The organism is Amycolatopsis sp. NPDC004772, assembly GCF_053601215.1.
Genome location: NZ_JBSGBK010000003.1, coordinates 136423 through 150460, shown reverse-complemented (window position 1 = coordinate 150460; position 14038 = coordinate 136423). Strand labels below are relative to the sequence as shown.

At 71.5% G+C, this 14038-nt stretch carries 14 protein-coding genes and 1 pseudogene; 9 read left to right on the top strand and 6 right to left on the bottom strand.

What is annotated here, in order from left to right:
• Nucleotides 1-47 precede the first annotated feature (47 nt).
• On the bottom strand, nucleotides 48-716 hold the full coding sequence (locus tag ACWEF6_RS03305) for a TetR/AcrR family transcriptional regulator (protein ID WP_449681421.1): 669 nt from the start codon (nucleotides 714-716) through the stop codon (nucleotides 48-50).
• A gap of 56 nt (nucleotides 717-772) precedes the next feature.
• Here ACWEF6_RS03305 and ACWEF6_RS03300 point away from each other — a divergent pair, with 56 nt between their 5' ends.
• Nucleotides 773-1777: a hypothetical protein gene (locus ACWEF6_RS03300; protein ID WP_449681420.1), complete on the top strand. Its 1005-nt coding sequence runs from the start codon at nucleotides 773-775 to the stop codon at nucleotides 1775-1777.
• Here the strand turns inward: ACWEF6_RS03300 and ACWEF6_RS03295 are convergent.
• The 3 genes and pseudogenes from ACWEF6_RS03295 to ACWEF6_RS03285 all read right to left on the bottom strand — a co-directional run.
• Nucleotides 1767-2141 carry an STAS domain-containing protein gene (locus ACWEF6_RS03295; protein WP_449681419.1) on the bottom strand — a complete coding sequence of 125 codons (375 nt, stop codon included), beginning with the start codon at nucleotides 2139-2141 and terminating at the stop codon, nucleotides 1767-1769. The genes ACWEF6_RS03300 and ACWEF6_RS03295 overlap by 11 nt on opposite strands.
• A 99-nt stretch (nucleotides 2142-2240) precedes the next feature.
• Nucleotides 2241-2579, bottom strand: a complete 339-nt coding sequence (locus ACWEF6_RS03290) for a pyridoxamine 5'-phosphate oxidase family protein (RefSeq protein WP_449681486.1) — start codon at nucleotides 2577-2579, stop codon at nucleotides 2241-2243.
• 29 nt (nucleotides 2580-2608) lie between these two features.
• A pseudogene (locus ACWEF6_RS03285) lies at nucleotides 2609-2701 on the bottom strand (PPOX class F420-dependent oxidoreductase); the annotation flags it as partial.
• Between the two features lie 61 nt (nucleotides 2702-2762).
• Here ACWEF6_RS03285 and ACWEF6_RS03280 point away from each other — a divergent pair.
• Nucleotides 2763-3356 (top strand): acyl-CoA-like ligand-binding transcription factor, encoded by a 594-nt coding sequence (locus tag ACWEF6_RS03280; RefSeq protein ID WP_449681418.1) that lies wholly within the window; start codon nucleotides 2763-2765, stop codon nucleotides 3354-3356.
• 227 nt (nucleotides 3357-3583) lie between these two features.
• On the opposite strand, the gene ACWEF6_RS03275 is transcribed toward ACWEF6_RS03280, so the two are convergent.
• Entirely contained in the window at nucleotides 3584-4594 is a 1011-nt protein-coding gene (locus ACWEF6_RS03275) for a hypothetical protein (RefSeq protein ID WP_449681417.1), read from the bottom strand.
• Between the two features lie 406 nt (nucleotides 4595-5000).
• Here ACWEF6_RS03275 and ACWEF6_RS03270 point away from each other — a divergent pair, with 406 nt between their 5' ends.
• The 7 genes from ACWEF6_RS03270 (at nucleotide 5001) to ACWEF6_RS03240 (ending at nucleotide 13082) form a co-directional block, all read left to right on the top strand.
• Complete coding sequence (locus tag ACWEF6_RS03270) at nucleotides 5001-6110, top strand: glycoside hydrolase family 53 protein (RefSeq protein ID WP_449681416.1); 1110 nt, start codon at nucleotides 5001-5003, stop codon at nucleotides 6108-6110.
• A 156-nt stretch (nucleotides 6111-6266) separates the two neighbouring features.
• A complete protein-coding gene (locus ACWEF6_RS03265) occupies nucleotides 6267-8543 on the top strand; it encodes a cellulase family glycosylhydrolase (protein WP_449681415.1) in 2277 nt (758 codons plus the stop codon).
• 49 nt (nucleotides 8544-8592) lie between these two features.
• Nucleotides 8593-10410 carry a rhamnogalacturonan lyase gene (locus ACWEF6_RS03260; RefSeq protein WP_449681414.1) on the top strand — a complete coding sequence of 606 codons (1818 nt, stop codon included), beginning with the start codon at nucleotides 8593-8595 and terminating at the stop codon, nucleotides 10408-10410.
• Between the two features lie 166 nt (nucleotides 10411-10576).
• Complete coding sequence (locus ACWEF6_RS03255) at nucleotides 10577-10879, top strand: hypothetical protein (protein WP_449681413.1); 303 nt, start codon at nucleotides 10577-10579, stop codon at nucleotides 10877-10879.
• A 32-nt stretch (nucleotides 10880-10911) separates the two neighbouring features.
• On the top strand, nucleotides 10912-11307 hold the full coding sequence (locus tag ACWEF6_RS03250; RefSeq protein ID WP_449681412.1) for a VOC family protein: 396 nt from the start codon (nucleotides 10912-10914) through the stop codon (nucleotides 11305-11307).
• Between the two features lie 15 nt (nucleotides 11308-11322).
• Nucleotides 11323-12153 (top strand): MEDS domain-containing protein, encoded by an 831-nt coding sequence (locus ACWEF6_RS03245; protein WP_449681481.1) that lies wholly within the window; start codon nucleotides 11323-11325, stop codon nucleotides 12151-12153.
• Entirely contained in the window at nucleotides 12150-13082 is a 933-nt protein-coding gene (locus tag ACWEF6_RS03240) for an anti-sigma factor RsbA family regulatory protein (protein WP_449681411.1), read from the top strand. Before ACWEF6_RS03245 ends, ACWEF6_RS03240 begins: the two co-directional genes overlap by 4 nt.
• A 7-nt stretch (nucleotides 13083-13089) precedes the next feature.
• Here ACWEF6_RS03240 and ACWEF6_RS03235 read toward each other — a convergent pair whose 3' ends face one another.
• Entirely contained in the window at nucleotides 13090-14031 is a 942-nt protein-coding gene (locus ACWEF6_RS03235) for a lysyl oxidase family protein (RefSeq protein WP_449681410.1), read from the bottom strand.
• Nucleotides 14032-14038 lie beyond the last annotated feature (7 nt).

Here is a 14038-nt window from a genome sequence, read left to right as displayed (position 1 = left end):
CCTGCCACCCACCCCGCGGCCCTGCGTCCTGAGCAACGCACCCGCGGTCAGCGGCGCCGCTGGGCGAAGCCGTCGAGCAGGCAGTCCAGGCCGAGCTCGAAGCGGCCGTCCGCCGTCAGGTCCGGCATGTCCGCCAGCCACGTCGCGAGCGAGTCGTCGGCCATCTCGGGTGCGTACGCCTGCAGGTCCTCCGTCGAGCCGATGCCGAAACTTTCGAGCAGCACCAGCTCCCGGCTGACGCTCATCGCCGTTCCCGTCACGTAGTTGTCCAGGAGCGACGCATACGCGACGGCGGGGGACAGGCCGGCGCCGTCGAGCACCGACAGCAGGAACGCCGCCCGCCGTAGGGTGTGCGGGCCGAACGGGGGCCGGCCGTCCACCAGCTCGGCGTACCAGCGGTGCCGGCCGATCACCGCCCACAGGCTGAGCGCGAGCCCGCGCAGGTCGGCGCGCCAGTCGCCGCCGGGGGTGGCCGGCACCGCGACCTCGGCCGACACCGCGTCGAGCATCAGGTCGACCAGGCCGTCCTTGTTCAGCACGTACCGGTACAGCGACATCGGCGTCGACACGCCCAGCGCGTCGGCCACCGTCCGCATGGTCAGCGCGGCGACCCCGCCGGCGTCGGCGACCTCGATCGCCGTGCGCACCACCGCAGCGCGGGTGAGCGCGTTCTTCCGGCCCGGCGGCTCCGGGTGGTGCCAGATCAGCTGTGGCATGTCCGGAATATACAGCGTACATTCAAGTGTACGACGTACATTCCGAAGGGGGACGGATGCAGCTCAAGGGAATCAACTACGACACCGGCTTCGGCGGCGCGGTCGGCGACCGGTCGCGCCGGGACTTCGAGCCCGCGATCGTGCGGCGGGAGCTGGAGATCATCGCGACCGACCTGCACTGCGACACCGTCCGGATCAGCGGCGACGATCCGAGCCGTCTCGCCTTCGCCGCGCACGCCGCGGTCGACGCCGGGCTGCGCGTGTGGTTTTCGCCGTTCCCGATGGACCTCACGCCGCCGCAGCTGACGCCCTACTTCGCGGAGTGCGCCCGGCGGGCGGAGGAGATCCGGGCGCGGGACCCGGAGACCGTGCTCGTGCTCGGCTGCGAGATGTCGTTGTTCTGCACCGGTTTCGTGCCCGGCGCCGTCCTCATGGAACGCCTGCGCAACGCCGCGGACCCCGCCGCCTGGGCCGGGTTCGAGCACGAGTGGGACTTCGGCGCGATGCTGCGTGACCTCGGCAAGACCGCGCGGGAGCACTTCGGCGGCCAGGTCACCTACGCCGCCGGGGATTGGGAAGAGATCGACTGGACCGCGTTCGACTTCGCGGCCGTCAACCTGTACCGCTCGGCCGCCAACGCCGAGGGCTTCGCCCGGCACGTGCGTGGCCACCTGAGTCACGGGACGCCGCTGGTCGTCACGGAATTCGGCTGCTGCACCCACCGCGGCGCCGCCGACGCGGGCGGTACCGGGTGGACGATCGTCGACTTCGAGAGCGAGCCGCGCGTGCTGAACGGCGACTACGTCCGCGACGAGGCCGGGCAGGCGGCGTACTTCACCGAGCTGATGGACGTCTTCGAGGCCGAAGGGGTGCACGGCGCGTTCTGGTTCACCTTCGCCGGCTACGAATGCCCGTCCGATCCGGACCCCCGGCGCGATCTCGACCTGGCGAGCTACGGCGCCGTCAAAGTCCTCAATGGACAGAGCGGAACGGCGTATCCGGGGCTCACCTGGGAACCGAAGGAGGTCTTCCGCGCCATCGCGGCCCGGTTCAGCCGCTGAGCGCGTCTTCCCGGGTGGTGGTGACGGCCAGGGCCTCGTGCAGGCCGGTCAGCCGGAGGGTGCGGCTGACGACGCCGTCCCCGGGCGCGACGACCCGGAGCCGGGCGGCAGTGCCGGCCGCGTGGCGCGCTTCGAGCAGCACCGTGATGCCGATGGACGCCAGGAAAGACACTTCGGACAGGTCGATCACCAGCAGGTCCGGCGCGCCGGCGAGCGCGGTGGTGACGCCGTCGCCGAGGAGGGGCGCGCTGAGCAGGTCGACCTCGCCCGCGACCGCGAGCACGACCGCGCTGCCGGCGTCGTGGGCCGTCACGCGCAGGAGGTCCTGGGGGCGGACGCGGTTGCCGTCAGCGGTCACGATCACCCCTGGTCTGCATGTGTGGATCCCTTCTTCCGGTTCACTCCGGGTAGGAGTTACCCCGGGTGTCCGACGACGAAACATCCGGCAACGACCCGAACGGAGTCACCGCGCGGTGGAGCCGCCGAGCGGCATCGCGGGCAGGCCGAGCTTGCGGTGGTCCCACGAGCGCGTCCGTTCGACGTCGAGACGGACGGCGACCCGCTTGGTGAGCATGAACTCGACCATCGGCCGGACGTCTTCGCTGTACGGGCCGGTGTACCGCTCCCAGACGTTGACGCCGACGGCCCACAGCGCGTCCGGGTCGTCGACGATCGTGGCCCGGCCTTCGAGAGCGACCCCGCGCAGCGCGTCGTAGGTGTCGCCGGTTTCGACCAGCACGGTGACGCGGCCGTCACGGCGCAGGTTCGCGGCTTCTGCGACTTGGCCTTGGTTTCGAACCACAGCACCCCGTCGAGCACGGCGTACCACATCGCGACGAGGTGCGGCTGGCCCGACGGCCCCAGGGTGGCGAGGGTGGCGACGCGCTGCTCGTCGAGGAACCGGCTGACCTCGTTCGCGGACATGACGATCTGCGCGCGTTGGTTCACCCGTGCTCCTCCGTGAGAGATAGTCCAGAATGAGACTATGTCTCAAAGCGAACCGGAAGGCCTGGCCGTCCGCAAGAGGCGGGCGACGAACGCCCGGATCGCCGCGTCGGCGGCCCGGCTGGCGGGACGGCACGGCGTCACCGGCACGACGGTCGAGCACATCGCGGCGGACGCCGACGTCGCCCGCGCGACCTTCTTCCGGTATTACGACACCAAGGAAAGCGCGGTGGCGGCGGGGATCACCGGCCCGTGGCTGACGTTGGTCACGGCGGCGATCGCCCGGCAGCCGGCCGAGCTGTCGCCGAAGCAAGCACTGGTGGTGGCGTTCGCGGAGCTGGCGGCGGAATTCCCGGCCCACGAGGACGCGATCCGCGAGCTGGCCCGCCTGACCCGGACATCGGCGACGCTGGCGGCGTGGACGGCGCAGACGTACCAGCGTTACGAGCGTGCCATCGCGGAGCTGCTGACCCCACGGTTCCGGGACGCGCCGGAGGGCGATCCACGGCCCCGGATGCTGGCGGCCCTGGCGATGGCGGCGGTCCGCATCTCCCTGGACGACTGGGTCGGCGGCGAGGGCCCGCTGCCGGACCTCATCGGCCGCGCACTGGCCGCGATCTCGGTGGCGGGGTAGGCGGCTCGCGGGAGTGGGGCCGTAGCCGGCGTGGCTGGGCGCGCATCTCGCGTGTTTGGAGGGGCCGCACGCGTGATTGGGGGCGCATCTCGTGTGATTGGGGCCGCAACTCGCGTGATTGGGCGCGCATCTTGCGTGATTGGGGGCGGATCTCGTGTGAATTGGGGGCGTATCTCGCGTGTTTGGTGGGGCGACACGCGTGATTGGTGGGGCGACACGGGTGGGGGTCAGATCAGGGGTTGGGCTCGGTAGTGGGCGATGCGGTCGGCCAAGCTCTGGGCGGCCGGGTCGCTCCGGTGGTGGGTGAGGAGGCGCTCGAGCGGGGCCAGGCGGTCCTTCGGGCGGACCGAGCCGACCGTCCCGGCCAGGTCGACCGCCTCTCCGCCGATCCGGGTGGCTTCGTCGACGTCGCCGCGGAGGGCGTGGTTCTGGGCCAGCATGATCAGCGTCAGGGAGCGGCTCCGGGCCATGTCGGCGCCGTAGCGTTCGGCAGCCGCGGTCAGCTGGGTGATCGCCGCGCCGCTGTAGCGGGCCGCCGCCGCGGTGGCCAGCTCGGTCAAGACCGTGCCGCGCATGGCCGCCATGTCCGTCTCGCGGAAGAACGCCTCCCACGGCCTCGGTTCCGGCCACGAGTCCGCCGTCGCGAACGCGGCTTCGGCCTCCTCCAGCCGGGTCAGGGCCGAGTGCTCGTCGCCGGCCATCGCGCACGCCCACGCCTCGTTCGCCGCGAGGATCGCCAGGGCCCGGCGGGAGTCCGAGCGCCGCGCCGCCGCCCGGCCGCGGGCGAACTCGGCCAGCGCGCCGTCGACGGCTGTCCTGTTCGCGGCTTCGCCCCGGGCCTCCCGGAGAACCTGGTGGCGGTGCAGGTGCACGCGGCCGAGCCGGTAGCGGATGTTCGCGATCAGGCTGTCGTTGCCGGCCACGGCCGCGATGTCCAGTGCGCGCTCGAAGCGACGCCGCGCCGGCTCGTCGCGTCCGATGTCGAACTCCGTCCAGCCCAGCAGGTTGTGCACGTCGGCCAGCACGGTGTACAGCCTGGCCCGCAACGGATCCGGGACCGTGCCCCAGTGCAGCAGCAGGCTCGCCGTCTTCACCACCTGGACGGCGTCCCGGCAGAACCCGCCGCCCTGCCGGTAATCCAGGGCCCGCAGAACTCCGACGGCCGCTTCCAACTGGGCCACGTCGGTGTCTTCGATGCCGATCGGAAGCGGAAAGCCATCACCTGTCGTCGTCACCATGACCTCACCTCGCGCAGGAGCGCACGCATGGTCGGGTTAGCGGCGCAGGGGTAATACCCAGAAGGGGCGGGAAAGAAACGGCCCTCACCCGTCAGGGGGGGGCGCAGGAACCGCGGGATCGGCAACCGGGCGCGGCCCGCCGGGCCGGCCGTGCCGACGTGGCCTGTCGAGGCAACCCCACCGACCCGAACAGATCACGCCCCGAGTAAGCGCTTTCTCGATGATCGCCCGCCTCGGCCGAACCAGTTCGACTTCTTCGAAAGTATCGGTACTTCCGGGCAAATCATTGCTGGTTGACGCCCGTCCGCGCGCGGACTTATCGTGCTTGAACCGATTCGGAGGTCCGCGAGTCCGTCCGCCGCGGAGACGTCACCCTGCCCGGAAAGGCCCCTTCGAAGGAGATCGGATGACCCTCTTGCGCACCGGCCGCCTCGCCACGGCGGCCCTGATCCTGGCGACTGTGGTCCTGCCCGCCCCGGCGGCTTCGGCCGCGAACTCCCTCGGCATGCTGGGCGCGGACGTCTCGACCGTCCAGCGGGCGCTCGACCTCGGCGCCAAGTACACCGACGCGGCCGGGGTGGTCCGCGATCCCCTGGACATCCTGAAGGGCGCGGGCGTCAACTACGTGCGGCTGCGCGTCTGGAACAACCCGCGCAGCGGCTACAACAACAAGGCCAAGGTCCTGCAGTACGCCCGCGCGGTGAAGGCCAAGGGGCTCAAGCTGCTGGTCGACTTCCACTACTCCGACACGTGGGCCGATCCCGATACGCAGACCAAGCCCGCCGCCTGGGCGTCGCACGCCATCGGCCGGCTGCAGACCGACGTGTACGACTACACCTACGACGTTTGCGCCGGATTGAAAGCCCAGGGCGCGACGCCGGACAGCGTGCAGATCGGCAACGAGATCAACGTCGGCATGCTGTGGAACGACGGGAAGGTCGTCGACAACGACTTCACGAACCTCAGCCTCCTGCTCAAGGCCGGCTACGACGCCACCAAGGCGTGCAACGGCGGCACCCAGGTGGTCGTCCACACCGCCGACGCCGACAGCGACGCCCACGCCCGCTGGTTCTACGACGGCATCCGGGCGAAGGGCGTCCCGTGGGACATCACCGGCTTGTCCTACTACTGCTACTGGCACGGCACGATGGCGACCATGGCCGGCGTGGTGTCCGACGTGCGGTCCCGGTACGGCAAGCCGGTCGTCCTCGCCGAAACGGCCTACCCGTACACCACGGCCGACGACGACGGCACCCCGAACGTCATCTCGGCCGCGCAGCCGTGCGCGGGGTACCCGGCCACGCCGGCCGGGCAGGCGGCGAACTTCACCGCGGTCCAGGACACCGCCCGCGCGGCCGGTGCGATCGGCGTCTTCTACTGGGAACCCACCTGGTACGCGGTGCCCGGCAACGGCTGGGACCCGGCCGACATCGCCGGGTCCGGCAACGGCTGGGAGAACCAGGCCGTCTTCGACCGCTCCGGCCGGTTCAACGCACAGGTTCGCTGGCGGGCGTGAAAACGCTTTCTCAACCGAGTGGGCGGCGAGCTTAACGTTAAGCAGTTTGACCGGTTTCTGTCTCGTGGCCGGTGTTCCGCCCGGGTTCCGCGTGTTACCGTGGGAGCGCTCCCAGCCTGAAACTTTCCTGTCGAGTGGCTCTCCAGGAGGTCGGTAATGAACTGGCGATTCCTCCGCGTGCTCGTGGCCGGCCTGCTGCTGGCCGCCTGCGCCGTCGTGGCGCCGGCCGGGCCCGCCGCGGCCCGAGCGGCCGCGCCCACGCGGGTCATGGCGCTGGGTGACTCGATCACCGGGTCGCCCGGCTGCTGGCGGGCGTTGCTGTGGAAGCACCTCCAGGACACCGGCCACACCGACGTGGACTTCGTCGGCACCCTGCCCCCGCAGGGCTGCGGCTTCACCTACGACGGCGACAACGAGGGCCACGGCGGGTTCCTCGCCACCGGCATCGTCCGCGACAACCAGCTGCCCGGCTGGCTGTCGGCGACGCACCCGGACATCGTCCTGATGCACCTGGGCACCAACGACGTCTGGAACAACATCCCGGCGAGCACGATCCTCGACGCCTACACCACGCTCCTGGGTCAGATGCGCGCTGCCAACCCGGCGACCAAGCTGGTCGTCGCGAAGATCATCCCGATGAACCCCGCCAATTGCGCCGCCTGCGGCCAGCGGGTCGTCGACCTGAACAACGCCATCCCCGGCTGGGCGCAGGCGCATTCGACGGCCGCGTCGCCGATCACCGTCGTCGACCAGTGGACCGGGTTCGACACCGCCGCCGACACCGGTGACGGCGTGCACCCGAACAACACCACCGGCATCCAGAAGATGGAGAGCCGCTGGTACCCGGCGCTGGTGGCCGCCCTCGGCACCGACACGCCCGCCGCGACCGGCCTGCACGTCGACGGCACCCGGATCCTCGAGGGCAACGGGAATCCGTTCGTGATGCGCGGGGTGAACCACGCGTACGTCTGGTACCCGAGCCAGAACCGGGCCTTCGCCGACATCAAGTCCTTCGGCGCCAACACGGTCCGGGTCGTCCTCGGCAGCGGGCAGCGGTGGGGACCGACGCCGGCCGCGGAGGTCAACAGCGTCATCGGGCAGTGCAAGCAGAACCGGCTGATCTGCGTCCTGGAGGTGCACGACACCACCGGGTACGGCGAGCAGAGCGGGGCCGCCACCCTGGACCAGGCGGCGAGCTACTGGATCAGCGTCGCCAGTGCGCTGAAGGGCCAGGAAGACTACGTCGTGATCAACCTGGGCAACGAGCCGTTCGGCAACGACCAGCAGGTGAGCGCGACCTGGCCGACGGCGACGGGCAACGCGGTCAAGCGGCTGCGGGCCGCCGGGCTGACGCACCTGCTGATGGCCGACGCGCCGATGTGGGGCCAGGACTGGCAGAACATCATGCGCGACAACGCGGGCACGGTGTTCGCCGCCGACCCGCAGCACAACACCGTCTTCTCCATCCACATGTACGGCGTCTACGACACCGCGGCCGAGATCAACGCCTACTTCGACGCCTTCCGCACCGCCGGGCTGCCCCTGGTCGTCGGCGAGTTCGGCAACATGCACACCGACGGCAACCCGGACGAGGACACCATCATGGCCCAGGCGCAGGCCCGCGGCCTCGGCTACCTCGGTTGGTCGTGGAGCGGCAACAGCAGCGACGTCGCCTACCTCGACATGACGAACAACTTCGACCCGGCCGGCCTGACGACCTGGGGCCAGCGGTTCCTCAACGGCACCGACGGCGTCCGCCAGACGTCGAAGGAAGCCACCGTCTACGGCGGCGGCCAGGCGGACACCCAGGCACCGTCCGTTCCGGGCACCCCGGCCGTGTCGGGCGTGACGTCGAGCGGTGCCACGCTGAGCTGGACGGCTTCGACCGACAACGTCGGCGTCACGGGCTATGACGTCCTCCGCGCGCCGGGGGCGAGCGGTGGCACGTTCGCGGTGGTGGGGTCGACGGCGACGACGTCCTACACCGACAGCGGGCTGGCCGCTTCGAGCACGTACCGGTACCAGGTGCGGGCCAGGGACGCCGCCGGCAACACCTCGGCCGCTTCCGGCGCCGCTTCGGTGACGACGAGCGCGGGCGGCGGGACCGGGGCGTGCAAGGTCGCCTATTCCGCGTCGAACTGGGGTGGCGGCAACGGGTTCACCGCCAACGTCACCATCACGAACACGGGCACCGGCGCGCTCACGGCCTGGACACTGGGGTTCACCTTCGCCGGCGGCCAGCAGGTGACCCCGCCCGGCTGGGGCGCCACCTTCGCCCAGTCCGGCGGGGCCGTCACCGCCAAGAACCTGAGCTGGAACGGTTCGCTGGCGCCGAACTCCTCGACCGGCATCGGCTTCAACGGCACCTATACCGGTGCCAACCCGGCGCCGACGGCGTTCACGCTCAACGGCAACGCCTGCACGACCGGCTGAGTCCACTTTGGACAAGATCGTCCTGCACCGAACCCGGAACGGAGGAACCATGCGTGACTTCGGCAAGCGGCTGGTCTTCGCCGCCACCGGCCTGGTCGTGGCCGGGCTGCTGCCCGCCCCGGCCGCCGGCGCGGCCGCCGCTCCGCAGCTCGACCGGCTGAACCGCGGAGTGGTCAGCGTCCACACCGCACAGGGCAACACCGTCGGCTGGCGCCTGCTGGCCGGCGACCCGGCCGGCGTGGCGTTCAACGTCTACCGCGACGGCGCCAAGGTGACCGCGAACCCGGTCAGCGGGCCGACGAGCTTCGTCGACGCGGGCGCGCCCGCCGGGGCCCGGTACACCGTGCGGGCGGTCGTCGGCGGTGTCGAGCGGATGTCCGCCTTCGCCGCGGAGGACTCGCTGACCTTGCAGGGCGGTCTCGCCGCGAGCACCCGGGACGTCCCGATCCAGCCGCCGTCCGGCGGCACGACACCGTCGGGGGAGAGCTACACCTACACCGCCAACGACGCCAGTGCCGGTGACCTCGACGGCGACGGCCAGTACGAGCTCGTGCTGAAGTGGGATCCGACCAACTCGAAGGACAACTCGCAGTCGGGCTACACCGGCAACGTCTACGTCGACGCCTACCGGCTCGACGGCACCCGCCTCTGGCGGATCGACCTCGGGCGCAACATCCGCGCCGGCGCGCACTACACGCAGTTCCAGGTCTTCGACTACGACGGCGACGGCAAGGCCGAGGTGGCGATGAAGACCGCCGACGGCACCCGGTCGGGCACCGGCCAGGTGATCGGCAGCGCGAGCGCCGACTACCGCAACTCGAGCGGGTACGTCCTGTCCGGCCCGGAGTTCCTCACCGTGTTCAACGGCCAGACCGGTGCCGCGGTGTCCACGGTGAACTACGACCCGCCGCGCGGCACGGTGTCCTCGTGGGGCGACAGCTACGGCAACCGCGTCGACCGGTTCCTCGCCGGGACGGCGTACCTGGACGGCTCCCGCCCGAGCCTGATCATGAGCCGCGGCTACTACACCCGGACCGTGATCGCCGCTTGGGATTTCCGCAACGGCGCGCTGACGAAGCGGTGGACGTTCGATTCGAACTCGGCCGGCTCGCAGTACACCGGCCAGGGCAACCACCAGCTGGCCATCGCGGACACCGACGGCGACGGCCGCGACGAGATCGTCTTCGGGGCGATGGCGATCGACGACAACGGCAGTCCACTGTGGAACACCCGCAACGGCCACGGCGACGCCATGCACGTCGGCGACCTGATCCCGGCGCGGGCCGGCCTGGAAGAGTTCAAGGTGGACGAGGACAAGTCCAAGCCCGCCGCCTGGATGGCCGACGCGAGGACCGGCCAGATCATCTGGCAGAACGCCTCCTGCAACTGCGACAACGGCCGCGGCGTCTCGGACGACATCTACGCCGGCAGCCCCGGCGCCGAGTCGTGGTCGTCCGCGGTGTCCGGGTTGCTGAACACCAGCGGCCAGGACATCGGGCGCAAGCCGTCGTCGGCGAACTTCGTCATCTACTGGGACGGCGACGCTCAGCGCGAACTGCTGGACGGCACCCACATCGACAAGTACGGCACCGGCGGTGACACCCGGCTGCTGACCGCCTCGGGGGTGCACGCGAACAACGGCACGAAGAGCACGCCGTCGCTGCAGGCCGACCTGTTCGGCGACTGGCGCGAGGAGGTCGTCTGGCCGACGTCGGACAACCGCGCGCTGCGGATCTACTCGACCACGGACGCGACGAGCATCTCGCACGTGTCGCTGATGCAGGACCGCCAGTACCGGGAGGCCGTCGCGTGGCAGAACACGGCGTACAACCAGCCACCGCACGCCGGCTTCGCGCTCGCCGGCTGACGGCGGTGGCCCGCGCGGAGATCGATTAGGGTGGGTGGTGCCTGGGGGAAGGCGAGAACGAGGAGCAGCCGTGCCCACATTGACCGAATTGCCCCGGTGGACGATTCGGACCGCCGGCGACCAGGCCACCTTCACACCCACTGGCCCCGAAGCCGCGGCACCCGGGATGTCGCGCGGACTGGTCCTGCGCGAGGAAGACCTCCCCGGCTTCGCCAAGGCGCTCGGCGAGGTGATGAAGCTGCCGACCTACTGGACGGCACGCGCCCGGGCGGGCCGGCTCGCGCTCGACGGCGAGCCGGCCTGGTCGGCGCCCCGGCACGACCCGGCGGACGGCCTCGTCCACGTCGACGGCCCGTGCCACGGCTCGGGTGCCCCCTTCACCGTCGACCTGGCCGACGTCCGGGCCCTGCGGGTCCGGATCGCCGCCTACCTGCACCAGCGGGGGTTCGAGGCCCGGTCCGGCGGGTAGCCCGGTGGCACCCGCGGGAACAGGGAGACGACATGGCCATCCGGCTCGGCAGCACCGTGCTCAACTGCACCGACCTCGACAGGATGACCCGCTTCTGGGGCGCGGCGCTGGGCCTCGAGCCGTCCTCCGAAGACGACGGCTTCCGCCTGCTGCGCGGCCGGTACGTCAACCTTTCCCTGCAGCGATCCTCGGCGCCGGTGTCCGCGCGCGACCAGATGCACCTCGACCTCTACACCGACGACCAGCGGCACGAGGTCGACCGGCTGATCGGCCTGGGGGCGCGGTTCGTGCGGCACGTCGACGACGACCCGGCCGACGACTGGGTCGTCCTCGCCGACCCGGAGGGCAACCTGTTCTGCGTCTGCGCGAAACCGGCGGAGGAGGTCCGCGACCCCGCGGTCCGGGCGGCTGCCGGCCCGGCAGCGTAGTCTCGGTCTGTGCCGATGCCGACCGAGCGGGACAGCAGACCCCGCGACCACGTGTGCCGGGGGTACCGGCGGCGCGGCGAATTCGTGTCCCACGCGCAGGAGTTCCTGGCCGAAGGGCTGGCCGCCGGCGAGCGGGTGCTCTACGTCGCCCCTGGTGACGAGGCCGCGCTGACCGGGCAGCTGCGGGCGGACGAGCGCTGCGACGAAGGCCTGGACAGCGGCGCGGTCCAGGTCGCTTCGGTCGACGCGACGTACGCCATGGGAGCCGTCGTCGACCCCGCCGGCCAGGTCGAGCTCTACACCGCGGCGACCTCCGACGCGCTGGCGGCCGGGTTCACCGGGCTGCGGGTCGCGGCCGACGTGACGTCGCTGGTGCGCACCCCGGCCCAGGTGGACGCCTTCGCCCGCTACGAGCACCTGGTGGACCACTACATGGCCGGCCACCCGATGTCCGCGATGTGCGGCTACGACGTGGCCGAGCTCGGCGGCGACGTCGTCGCGCAGCTGGCGTGCATGCACCCCACCGACTACGACGGCGGGACCCGGTTCCACCTGCACGGCCACGCGCGCGGCGGCAGCGCCGCGGCGCTCGACGGGGAGCTGGACCTGGAGTCTCGCGGGAGCTGGCCGCTGGCGCTGGAGCGCGCCGGCCTTCGGTCCGAAGGAGGAACGATCGCCATCGACGCCGCCGGCCTCGACTTCGTCGACCACCGCAGCCTGGTCGCGCTGGCCGACTACGCCGAGCGGCACGCCACCACGGTGGTGCTGCGGACGAAACTGTCCACGCCGGCGCGGCTCCTGGAGCTGCTGGACCTGCCCGGCGTGCGCGTGGAGCGTGCCGCATGAACGTCCAGGGCTACGACCACGCCGCCGTCCACTACAGCGGCGACGAGGACCTGCTCGCCGTCGCCGTGCCGTTCCTGGAAGGCGGGCTGGCCGGCGGCGAACCGACGCTGGTGTCGCTGGAGCCGGAACGCGCCGAACTGGTGCGCGCCGCCCTGCCGTCGTCGGCGCGGGTGGAGTACCTGTCCACCAGTGACCTGTACGCGCGGCCCGCCGCGGCGATCAAGTCCTACCGCGAGCTGCTGGCCGGGTTCGTCGCCGGTGGCGCGGCCGGGATCCGCATCTTCGGCGAGATCCCGCAGGCGGCGATCGACACGTCGTGGGACTGGTGGGCCCGCTACGAGGCGGCGGTCAACCACGCCTACGGCGAGTTCCCGCTGCGCAGCATGTGCGCGTACGACACCCGGACGACGCCCCGCCACGTCCTCGACGACGTGGCCCGCACACACCCCTTCGTCGCCACCGCCGGCGGCGGGCACCGGACGAACACCGGCTACGTCGACCCGCTGGCGTTCCTGGCCGACCCGCGGCCGATGGCGCCGCTTCCGATCGAAGGCACCGCGCCGCTGGCCGAGCTCGCCGACCCGCGGCCGTCGGACGCCCGCCGGGCGGTGCTGGCCACGGCGCCGGTGGACCTGCCCGCGGACGAGGTGGACGACCTCGTGCTGGCGGTCAGCGAGATCGTGGACAACGCGCTCCGCCACGGCCGCCCGCCGGTCCGGGTGCGGATCTGGGCCGGCGCCGGGCAGATGGTCGTTTCGGTGCACGACACCGGGCCCGGGCCGGCCGATCCGTTCGCCGGGCTGCTGCCGGCGGACCGGAGCATCGGCGGCCGCGGGTTGTGGATCGCGCACCAGGTCTGCAGCGAGGTGACGCTGCACCGGGACGAGACCGGCTTCACGGCTCGTCTCACCGCGGGCCGTCCCTGGTGACGGTGGATCAGGCGCAGCGCGGCTGGCCCGGGCAGCTCCGCAGCAGCTTGACGACCGGCGCGGCCGGGATCGGCCCGTCCGGTTCCGGCATCCCCTGCGGCCAGGAGATCGACAGCGCGATCGCCGAGGAATTGTTGCGGTAGTTCGTCTCCAGCAGCGTCCGGTCCGCGTTCACCGTGTTCACCAGGTCGTACGTCCCGGTCGGGACGCGGGTGATGTCCAGCCACTGGAAGTCCACGGTGAACTTGTAGTCGTCGCCCGAGCCGACCGAAATCCCTTCGAGCACTTCCAGGGCCGTGGGTTCGTGGTGGCGGCACATGTTTTCGCGCAGGGTCGCCGCGAGGTCGGCGTCGGGTCCGGTGTCGCCCGGGACGTGGGCCAGCAGGGCGGCGTCGTGCACCTCGAACCGGTCGCCGAGGCAGAAGCCGTTCTTGCGGTCGGTGACCACCGTCTTGCCCTGCCGGGAAACCAGCGCGAAGTGCTCGAAGTTCATCAGGTGCCAGTGCTGGTGGGCGAGCGCCGGTTCGTAGTACGTGAACGCCCCGGTGGCCCGCTGTGCCGCCGCGTAACTGCCCGGGATCGCCCCGGTCGTGCCGATGCGCAGCGCCTGCCGGACCGTCATGTTCGCCTGCTGCGTGGTGTCGCGGCGGCCGTACAGCAGGAGCGGCCCGTCGCCGACGTTCTCCTCCGAGCTGGTGAACCGCAGCCGGACGGCCTTCGCCGCCGACGGCGCGACGCAGGGGCCGTTGGGCGCGGCCGGGTCGATCACCGGGCAGACGTCCCAGGCCGTGCACAGCGGGAGGAGCCCGGCACTGCCGCCGGCGCACCCCGGCGGGGCCTGGCGGAGGTCGGGGAGGAGGAAGTCCGGCCCGGTGTCGGCGCGGGGAGCGGAGGCGGAAACGGTGGCCGTGAGGGCCACGAGCGCCAGTACCGCGAATTTCTTGAGCAAGAGCGGG